The organism is Pantoea sp. ME81, from assembly GCF_903970985.1.
Lineage (GTDB): Bacteria > Pseudomonadota > Gammaproteobacteria > Enterobacterales > Enterobacteriaceae > Pantoea > Pantoea communis.
Genome location: NZ_CAJCKS010000192.1, coordinates 1 through 8,514 on the forward strand (window position 1 = coordinate 1; position 8,514 = coordinate 8,514).

The 8,514-nt window shown below is 53.6% G+C and carries 11 protein-coding genes; 6 read left to right on the top strand and 5 right to left on the bottom strand.

What is annotated here, in order from left to right:
* On the bottom strand, positions 1-796 hold a 796-nt coding region (locus tag H7A81_RS23385; RefSeq protein WP_182058859.1), incomplete at its 3' end, for a phosphoethanolamine transferase domain-containing protein.
* A 227-nt stretch (positions 797-1,023) separates the two neighbouring features.
* Here H7A81_RS23385 and H7A81_RS23390 point away from each other — a divergent pair.
* From H7A81_RS23390 to H7A81_RS23405, 4 genes are all read left to right on the top strand, one after another.
* A complete protein-coding gene (locus H7A81_RS23390; protein WP_034821614.1) occupies positions 1,024-1,263 on the top strand; it encodes a DUF1289 domain-containing protein in 240 nt (79 codons plus the stop codon).
* Between the two features lie 72 nt (positions 1,264-1,335).
* Positions 1,336-2,232, top strand: a complete 897-nt coding sequence (locus tag H7A81_RS23395; protein WP_182058860.1) for an aldo/keto reductase family oxidoreductase — start codon at positions 1,336-1,338, stop codon at positions 2,230-2,232.
* A gap of 81 nt (positions 2,233-2,313) precedes the next feature.
* On the top strand, positions 2,314-2,832 hold the full coding sequence (gene sodC, locus H7A81_RS23400; RefSeq protein ID WP_160869822.1) for a superoxide dismutase family protein: 519 nt from the start codon (positions 2,314-2,316) through the stop codon (positions 2,830-2,832).
* Positions 2,833-2,966: 134 nt separating this feature from the next.
* Positions 2,967-3,434, top strand: a complete 468-nt coding sequence (locus H7A81_RS23405) for a hypothetical protein (protein WP_034821596.1) — start codon at positions 2,967-2,969, stop codon at positions 3,432-3,434.
* On the opposite strand, the gene H7A81_RS23410 is transcribed toward H7A81_RS23405, so the two are convergent.
* The 3 genes from H7A81_RS23410 to H7A81_RS23420 are packed head-to-tail and all read right to left on the bottom strand — an operon-like array spanning position 3,435 to position 6,543.
* The gene (locus H7A81_RS23410; RefSeq protein ID WP_182058861.1) at positions 3,435-5,435 is read right to left on the bottom strand and encodes an FUSC family protein; all 2,001 of its coding nucleotides are present in this window, start codon (positions 5,433-5,435) and stop codon (positions 3,435-3,437) included.
* A gap of 7 nt (positions 5,436-5,442) precedes the next feature.
* Positions 5,443-6,300, bottom strand: coding sequence for an HlyD family secretion protein (locus H7A81_RS23415; RefSeq protein WP_058959762.1), 858 nt, complete (start codon positions 6,298-6,300; stop codon positions 5,443-5,445).
* A 6-nt stretch (positions 6,301-6,306) separates the two neighbouring features.
* Positions 6,307-6,543, bottom strand: coding sequence for a DUF1656 domain-containing protein (locus tag H7A81_RS23420; RefSeq protein ID WP_038647264.1), 237 nt, complete (start codon positions 6,541-6,543; stop codon positions 6,307-6,309).
* A 152-nt stretch (positions 6,544-6,695) separates the two neighbouring features.
* Here H7A81_RS23420 and slyA point away from each other — a divergent pair, with 152 nt between their 5' ends.
* Positions 6,696-7,133 (top strand): transcriptional regulator SlyA, encoded by a 438-nt coding sequence (gene slyA / locus H7A81_RS23425; RefSeq protein WP_034821588.1) that lies wholly within the window; start codon positions 6,696-6,698, stop codon positions 7,131-7,133.
* Positions 7,134-7,174: 41 nt separating this feature from the next.
* On the opposite strand, the gene slyB is transcribed toward slyA, so the two are convergent.
* Positions 7,175-7,642 carry an outer membrane lipoprotein SlyB gene (gene slyB / locus H7A81_RS23430; protein ID WP_034821586.1) on the bottom strand — a complete coding sequence of 156 codons (468 nt, stop codon included), beginning with the start codon at positions 7,640-7,642 and terminating at the stop codon, positions 7,175-7,177.
* A 285-nt stretch (positions 7,643-7,927) separates the two neighbouring features.
* On the opposite strand from slyB, the gene H7A81_RS23435 reads away from it, so the two are divergent.
* The coding region (locus H7A81_RS23435; RefSeq protein WP_182058862.1) for an anhydro-N-acetylmuramic acid kinase at positions 7,928-8,514 on the top strand (587 nt) is incomplete at its 3' end.

Below are 8,514 nucleotides of genomic sequence, written 5' to 3' on the forward strand. Positions count from 1 at the left end.
GTTTTTTCAGTTCAGGATTGGTTTCACGCGCATAGCCGCCAAGAGAGAAGTTCTCAGCACGTCCGGTTTCGCCGACCACTAATACCACCAGCGTTTTCTTCGGTTCCGCGGCGATCAGCGGGCCTTTTTTGGCATCCTGGCCAATTTTGACCAACGCCTGGCTGCCTTGCAGATAACGCTGATCAACGTAATGACCGGTGCCGCTGACAATATTGGCCGGGGTGATCATTTTCACCAGCCCTTTATTATTGCGAATCAGCGAAGCGTAATCTTTGTAGAACAGCACCGCCATCAGCAGAATCAGCAAAATCGCACCCAGCGCCCCGGCCAGGCGTTGCAGCAGGCTCCACCACCAGCGTTGGCCCGTTTTAATGCGCACCATGCAGATGGCGGCGACGGGCACCAACCCCATCAAGATCATCCACACCACATAACCACTGCTGATCAGTGCTCCAGCTTCCTGAGCATCTGACTCAAACACGTTTTCGATCATGTTGGTGTCGATCACCGTACCGAAGCTGTGCATAAAGTAGTTAGCGGCGGCGCTGGCCAGCACCAACAGAATAAGCAGCGGCTTGCGAACATAGGGCCATGCCAGCAACGAGAAAATCAGATAGAACGCAGAGGCCAGCACCACCGGAATGCTGGCAGCAAACAGGTAATCGTGAAGGCGATCGTAAGGGATAATTTCCCACGCCCGCAGTAGAAACAGGGCGTTGAGCACGAGGGTAAAAAACAGGGCGGCAATCAGATTAAAACTGTTGGCATGGCACTGTAACTTGTTCGGGAATTTCATGAAAACTCAGTAGCAGGATGGAATGTGACAATCGTATGAATTCAATATGAGGAAAACCTTAACGCTTATTAAACAGTACCCAACCAAGGGTTTTTGCGCTGAGATCAATGGTAAATATCCATTTCCGTGGTGACGACTGGATGAAATCTGGGCGAACTACGTATACGCTTTGCACAATGTCACTAAGCTGTTATCAATATAAAGCTTATTGTTAAACCGGAGTGGATGTGGCCGAGCAATTAGAGTTCTTTCCTGTTCCCAGCCCGTGTCGCGGCATCTGTCAGAGTGATGCGCGCGGCTATTGTCGCGGCTGTCTGCGTAGCCGTGAGGAACGCTTTAACTGGATGAAGTTTACCGATGCGCAAAAACGTGATGTGTTGCGGTTATGTCGCCAACGCTGGCTGCGCCTGCATCGACAACAAAAAGTCGATGAGAATCATGATCCGGAACAACCCTCACTGTTTTAAGAAAACGATGATTTGCCTTTCCGTTATACTCCCAGCTTCGCTTTCCGCTTTCGCGTTCAAGGGAGTTTACCGATGTTACAACCGCAAACTATCGCCCCGCAGGGACCTCAATTCTCACCGCTGATCGTCGGATATTGGCGCCTGCTGGAGTGGGGCATGACGCCGCAGCAGTTAGTGGCTTTTATCGAGCATCATCTGTCATTGGGCATCACCACTGTCGATCACGCCGATATTTATGGTAACTACGGTTGTGAAGCCGCTTTTGGCGAGGCGCTGCGTCTGGCGCCGGGGCTGCGTGAAAAACTGCAGATTGTCACCAAATGCGGCATTGCAACACGCGCCAAACCGGAACATAAAATTGGCCATTACATTACCGAGGCCAGTCACATCCTGCACAGTGCGGAAAATTCCCTGCGCTACTTCAACACCGATTATCTCGATCTGCTGCTGATTCATCGCCCGGATCCGTTAATGGATGCAGATGAAATGGCCGAAGCCTTTATGGCGCTGCATCAGAGCGGCAAAGTGCGTCACTTCGGCGTGTCGAACTTTACCGCTTCCCAGTTCACGCTGCTGCAATCTCGCCTGCCGTTTAGCCTGGTGACCAACCAACTGGAAATCTCTCCGCTGGAACAGTCAACGCTGCTCGATGGCACGCTTGACCAGTGTCAGCAGGTGCGCATCCGCCCGATGGCATGGTCCTGTTTAGGCGGTGGACGTCTGTTTAACGATGCGCATTATCAGCCGCTGCGTGATGAGCTTAAGCAGGTCAAACAGGAAATCGGCGCGAGCAGCATTGAACAGGTGGTGTATGCATGGGTGATGAAATTGCCAAGCCGCCCACTGCCAATCATCGGATCCGGTAAAGCCACGCGCGTCAGCGAAGCGGCAGGCGCTTGCCAACTGACGCTCGATCGTCAGCAGTGGTTCCGCATTCGCAAAGCGGCACTCGGTTTTGATGTGCCCTGAAGCGTAAAACTACGTCAAATTACGGCAGCCTGGCCTATTCCGGTCCAGGCTTACAGGGCATTTCAACCGTAAGGAGACGTTATGAAAAAAATTCTCATCGCCACACTGGCGCTGGTCTGTGCTGCTGGCGCTCAGGCCGCCTCTGAAGAGGTGACATTGCATGAGGTCACCGCACAGGGTATCGGCGCCGCCATTGGTAAAGTCACTATCAGTGAAACGCCATATGGTTTGCAGTTCGCGCCCGCGCTAACCGGCCTGAAACCGGGTATTCACGGCTTCCATGTGCATGCCAAAGGCAGTTGTGAGCCAGGTCAATCGGATGGCAAAACTGTTGCGGCCGGCGCAGCGGGTGGACATCTGGATCCACAAAACACCGGCAAACATCTCGGGCCTTACGCAGAGGGTCACTTGGGCGATCTGCCTGCTCTGTATGTCACTGACGATGGCAAGGCCGATTACCCGGTGGTGGCGCCGCGTATAAAATCGCTGAGCGAAGTGAAAGGGAAGGCATTAATGGTTCATGTGGGTGGCGATAATCATGCAGATCATCCGCAACCGTTAGGGGGAGGCGGTGCCCGATTTGCCTGCGGTGTGATTTAAACTCTCAGGCGGCAGGCAATCTGCCGTCTGCATCTTTTCACTGCCGGAAAAATTCTGACCCACTTTCCCGCTACACTCCGCACGCTATCCGTCCTATGATGTTGATTCAGGAATAAAACCTCTCAGGGGCAGGAATGAAAACGCGTGGTATTTTGCTGTTATGTGTATTACTCGCGGGATGTGATCAACCCAACGAAACGCAGTTGAGGTTAGACACCAGCCGCCAGTTACAGCGCACCATTGATACCAACCCGCTGCGTGCAAGTTGTGAAGATATCGCTCGCGGACGGGAGTGGCTTACCCCGCACACGCTCGAACAGTTACAGGCTCAGGGCTGTCAGAATGTGCTGCGCAGCGCCACCGAAACCAATTTCCTGCACACCGAGTTTTTTCACCGCACGTTAACCACGGTTTGCGGCTCAATCCGGGGGAAAAGTTTCACCGGCACGTTTCTCGATCGTCGCTTTATTTATTCGTATGAGGAGCGATACCTGGTGATTGAGCCGATGACCGAGCAAGACAAAACCCGTTTTGAAGGGCACAAAACCTTGCAGCAGTTGCAGGACGATTTTAACCGCCAGACCACACAATATTGCCAGTAATTAATCAGGCACCGCCTGACTTAACTGTGCTAACGAGCAGCGCAGGCGCCATAAAATGCCCGCCAGCGTATTGGCTTCGCTATCAGGCTGCTGCTGCAGTTGCGCAATCATCCCTTCCAGCTCATCCAGCGTGGCCTGCAACGAAGTATGACGCACGCCGCGCAGGCTCATAATCCGTTGCAGATCCTGCAAACTGCTATCGCGCATTTGCGCCAGAGTGACTGAGGCTGGCCGCCATTCGCGTAATTGCCAGACAATATGAGAACAGTTGAGCAGCACCACGCCCCAGCGCAGTAACCAGACACGCGCTTGTTCATCACGGCTACTACTCAGCTGGCTAATGTGATGGTAGATCTGCGATTCAAAGTGGCTTTCGCTGAGACGTGGATGGCGTCGCAGCTGGTCAAGAAATGCATGGCGTAACGCGCGAATATGCCTGCGGCTACGGCGCGCATCGGAGCTGGGGCGCAGTACCTGAAAAGCCATCCATGCCAGCAGCACGCCACACACTTTGGCCAGATTATCGTTGAGAAAGCTTTGGTAATCCCAGTCTGGCGGGTTGGTAACGGCAATAAATGAACCCATAAACACAATAAATTGTCCCCACATCCCCGCGCGTTTTTTCTGCTGCAGCTTAAACAGTTGCAAGGTGATCAGCAGCGGAAACAGCACCAGCAGAAATTGCCACAGGGCGCTGATTTGTACCATCAAACCGTATTGCAGCAGAAAACTAAACACCGACAGCCATAGCAGGGTTTTCAGCAACAATGACACGCTGCCGCTGGGAGAGGGAGCGGAAGAGTAGAGTACGCAGGCAATCGCGGTTAGCGTCAGGGCTGCCGCACCCGCATCCCATTGTGTGCCAATCCAGAAAGCACAGCCCAGCATGATCACGCTAAAGGTGCGCAACGCACTCCAGCCGGCTTCAGCGCTGTCGCTTTCACGTGCCAGAGAGGGCACTTTTGGCGGTAGAAAGCGCGTATCGGCGTCTGCGCGCTCAATCAAACGTATCCAGCGATTAACGTTGAGGTAAACCCAGCAGAAATAACGTAAACGCTGAACAAACGCGCGCTGACGATAATCGCCGGTGGCTTCCGGTGTTACGCTACGCAGTATGCGCGCCAGACGATATTTATCACACTGCGGCAATGCGAGTTCGTGTAACAACTGTTGAATGGCGGTGTAGAGTTCCGGTGGTGCATCCGGCCAGTTCAGCAGCATGCGGCGCAGGCTGGAGAGAACGCTGGTCAGGCGCAACTGCTGGTGCAAAACATAGTTAAGCACGTTGTTCTGACGGCGATAGCGGTAATGGCTCCAGAAGGCCTGAATACGCAGCAAGTTCATAGTGAGAATCTGGCTGATGACATTCTCATGCGCGGTGCGCACGTTATCAGTACTGCTTTGTTGCAGCAGTAAAACTGCATGGTCGAGCAGACGGGCGTGCATCTGCCGCAGTGAAGTCATCAAGGTGTTGCCATCTGATGTACTGGGCAAAACCATCATCATCAGTCCGGCACATAAAATGCCTGAAATCACCTCGCAAACGCGCGCCTGAGTGATATCCCACAATTGGGTCACATCGGTAATATTGACGCTGCTAAAGGCAATGATCGCTGCGGTGTACCCGGCCAGAGAGAATGCGTAGGCGACATTGTTTTGATAGTGGTTGGCGATCCAGGTACAAAACGCCAGCCAGCCGGCCATAAAAAAGGCAAATAGCCAGGGTTCGTTGAGCGTATGCCCGGCAATCAGCAGCGCGGCGGTGGCACCGAGCAGACTGCCGACAATACGCCCCAGACTTTTACTGATCGCACCGCCCACGGTGGGAAAACTCACCACGGCGGCGGAGGTCATCGCCCAATAGGGTTCATCCAGTTGCAGCGCATAGGCGATGGTGAGCGCCAGACACATCGCAATCGCATTACGCAAGGCATAGCGCCATTCGCCGCCGGTTGCTTTAATCCACGGCAGATTTTGCCAGGCCAGCCACTGCAGATTCATGACGGCCTCAATGTGCGATGGAAATCGTACAGGTGGTGCCCGCCACGAGCGGAACATCATCAGGGATCGCATCCAAACGAATGCGTACCGGCACACGCTGTGCCAGGCGCACCCAAGGCACGTTGGGTTTGATGTCTGGCACTAAACCGCCATCGGTTGAAACGCTCTGATCGTAAATAGCGCGCCCGATACTCTCCACTTTTCCCTGTAAGCGAGTGCCATTACTGTAGAGTACGATTTGCGCGTCGGCGCCGGGCTGAATGTGACGCAGTTTGGTCTCTTCGAAATAGCCCATCACATAATAGGAGTGGCTATCCACCAGGGCGAACAACGGTGTTCCGGCGGTGGCGTAGTTGCCGGGACGCAGCGTCAGGTTGCTGATCCAACCGTCGGTGGGCGCGGTAAGGGTGGTTTGTTGCAGATTCCAGCGCGCCTGATCCAGACTCGCCTGTGCCGCTTTAGCCGTTGCTGCGGCGGCGTTCGCTGTCAGTCGTGCGGCATCCATATCTTCTGCTGAGATCACATTACGTGGCAGGCTGGCACGGCGATTGGCTTCGTGTTGGGCTTTGGCCAAATCGGATTGCGCCTTCGCCAGTTGGGCATCCGCATTATCCAGCGCAATTTGCCAGGGCACGGGATCGATCTTTAAAAGGATGTCACCTTTATGCACAAACTGGTTGTCATGCACCTTGAGATCAATGATGCGGCCAGACACTTCCGGTGTGATATCCACCAGCTCAGCGCGCACTTTGCCATCACGTGTCCACGGTGACTGCATGTAGTAGTTCCACATCCACCAGCCGGCAATCAGGGCCAGGGCAAACACCACCAGTGTTGAAAAGTATTTAAAAGGGTTGAATTTCATGGTGATTTATCCGAGGCTCAGTATCCACAGTGCGCCAGTGACGCACAGAACAAACAGGGAAAGATCCATTAAGGTGGGATGCCAGATGTCGCCGGAGTACATCCAGCCGCGCAGCAACGGGTGAATCAGTAACCAGAAAAAGAAACCCAGCAGCACAGCTTTAAACAGCGGCGGAAAGAACAGCGAGGCACCAAATACCAGGTCGGTAAGCGGAGCGGTGGCGGAAAGTGCGGTAATGGACACGTGTCTTCATCCTTCATTGTCCCAGGTTCTCTCTCAAACTAGCGTAGAAGAGAGCGTGCCGTCTGGCCTGGGATTTGTAATTTGTCCTGTAAACTCGCAGAATAGTGTAAAATCTGGCTTGATAGCTAGCAAGCTAATTATAAGGAGATGAAATGGATACGCCCCTCGGTACAGACCTGTCTCGGCTGGTACGCATCTGGCGTGCCTTGATTGACCAGCGTTTGAAGCCGCTTGAGTTGACACAAACGCATTGGGTGACGTTACACAATATTCATCAACTTCCGCCAGAGCAGTCGCAGATCCAGCTGGCCAAAGCCATTGGTATTGAACAACCTTCGCTGGTGCGTACGCTGGATCAGTTGGAAGAGAAGGGACTCATCACGCGTGCCACCTGTGCTAACGACCGTCGTGCCAAACGCATTAAGTTGACGAAGCAGGCCGAGCCGATTATCGAGCAGGTTGAAAATGTGATTGATGCGACCCGCGATGACATCCTTTCGGGCATCAGCCTTGAAGAGATTAATCAAATGGTCACGCTGATTGCTCGACTGGAAAAAAACATTCTCGAGTTCCAAAACCGCGAGAAATAAAAAAACCGACGCGCTGGCGTCGGTTTTTTTTATCTGTTCGCTTAACGTGGTGAAACGGTCACCTGGCTGCCATTCGACGCCATGACGACGCGCTGACCCACTGAGTAACGGGTTGCGGCCTGCTTCTGCACCACCATAATGGTGTTGCCATCGTCTTTACGGATTTCCAGCTCAACACCGTCAGACTTGTTGACCGCACCCTGCACGCCCTGGCCTGCTACGCCGCCAAGTACCGCACCGCCTGCTGTGGCCAGGCTACGACCGGTGCCGCCACCAATGGTGTTACCGAGGAAACCACCCAGCACCGCACCACCAATCGCGCCAATCACGTTATTTTCATCGCCACCCTGGATTTTAACCGGGCGAACCGACACCAGAGTACCGTATGAGACACTTTGTACTTGTTTGGCTTCATTGGCGCTATACACATCACCGGAAAGGGTGTCATTGCTGACACAACCTGCCAGCGTCAGGCCGGTCAGTGCCACGGCTACAAAACGCTTAATCATCAGAAAGCTCCTTAATGCAAAAAAACGCCATGTTCTCGTCCTCTACAGCAAGAGTATAAGACAGAAAGCTGGCAATTGACTCTATGTCCAAATATTACGCGGCTGAGGCGAAGGATAGACCATTGCCCCTCAACAAAAATTCAATTTCGTGCTGAAAATATTTTATCGCTGAAATGCCGTGTGCGGTGCGGTTGAAAAGCGGAATTTTATCATAGAATTAGCCGCTGATATTTGCCAGGCTAAACAGAATCGAATTGAAGACTCGCGCGTGAGTAAGGAACCGCTATGAAATCAGGACGCTATATTGGTGTGATGTCCGGCACCAGCCTCGACGGTGTCGATGTGGTACTGGCGGTGATTGATAATCATATGGTCGCGCAGCAGGCCAGCTATTGTCACCCGATGCCGCAGGAGATTCGGCAACAGGTGCTGGCAATCTGTCAGGGGCAATCGCTGACGCTGTCGCAACTCGGCCAACTGGATACACGGCTGGGCAAGCTATTTGCCGAAGCGGTGTTAACGCTAATGCAGCAGCAATCGCTGGAAGCCAGCGACATCATGGCAATAGGTTGTCATGGTCAGACCGTGTGGCATGAGCCGCAGAGCGACACCCCGAATACGCTACAGATTGGGGACAGCAATCAAATCGCCGCCGCCACGGGAATTACCGTGGTGGCCGATTTTCGTCGTCGCGACATGGCCTTAGGCGGACAAGGCGCGCCACTGGTTCCCGCGTTCCATCAGGCGCTGCTGATGGACAGCGTTGAACGGCGCATGGTGCTCAACATTGGCGGTATTGCCAATCTGTCATTATTGATCCCCGGTCAGCCTGTGCGTGGCTTTGATACCGGGCCTGGCAATATGTTGATTGA

Bases quoted from the DNA above. Each gene is read 5' to 3' on its own strand.
- H7A81_RS23395 (WP_182058860.1), top strand. From the start codon at position 1,336: ATGTTACAACCGCAAACTATCGCCCCGCAGGGACCTCAATTCTCACCG.
- sodC (WP_160869822.1), top strand. From the start codon at position 2,314: ATGAAAAAAATTCTCATCGCCACACTGGCGCTGGTCTGTGCTGCTGGC.
- H7A81_RS23405 (WP_034821596.1), top strand. From the start codon at position 2,967: ATGAAAACGCGTGGTATTTTGCTGTTATGTGTATTACTCGCGGGATGT.
- H7A81_RS23410 (WP_182058861.1), bottom strand. From the start codon at position 5,435: ATGAATCTGCAGTGGCTGGCCTGGCAAAATCTGCCGTGGATTAAAGCA.
- H7A81_RS23415 (WP_058959762.1), bottom strand. From the start codon at position 6,300: ATGAAATTCAACCCTTTTAAATACTTTTCAACACTGGTGGTGTTTGCC.
- slyA (WP_034821588.1), top strand. From the start codon at position 6,696: ATGGATACGCCCCTCGGTACAGACCTGTCTCGGCTGGTACGCATCTGG.
- slyB (WP_034821586.1), bottom strand. From the start codon at position 7,642: ATGATTAAGCGTTTTGTAGCCGTGGCACTGACCGGCCTGACGCTGGCA.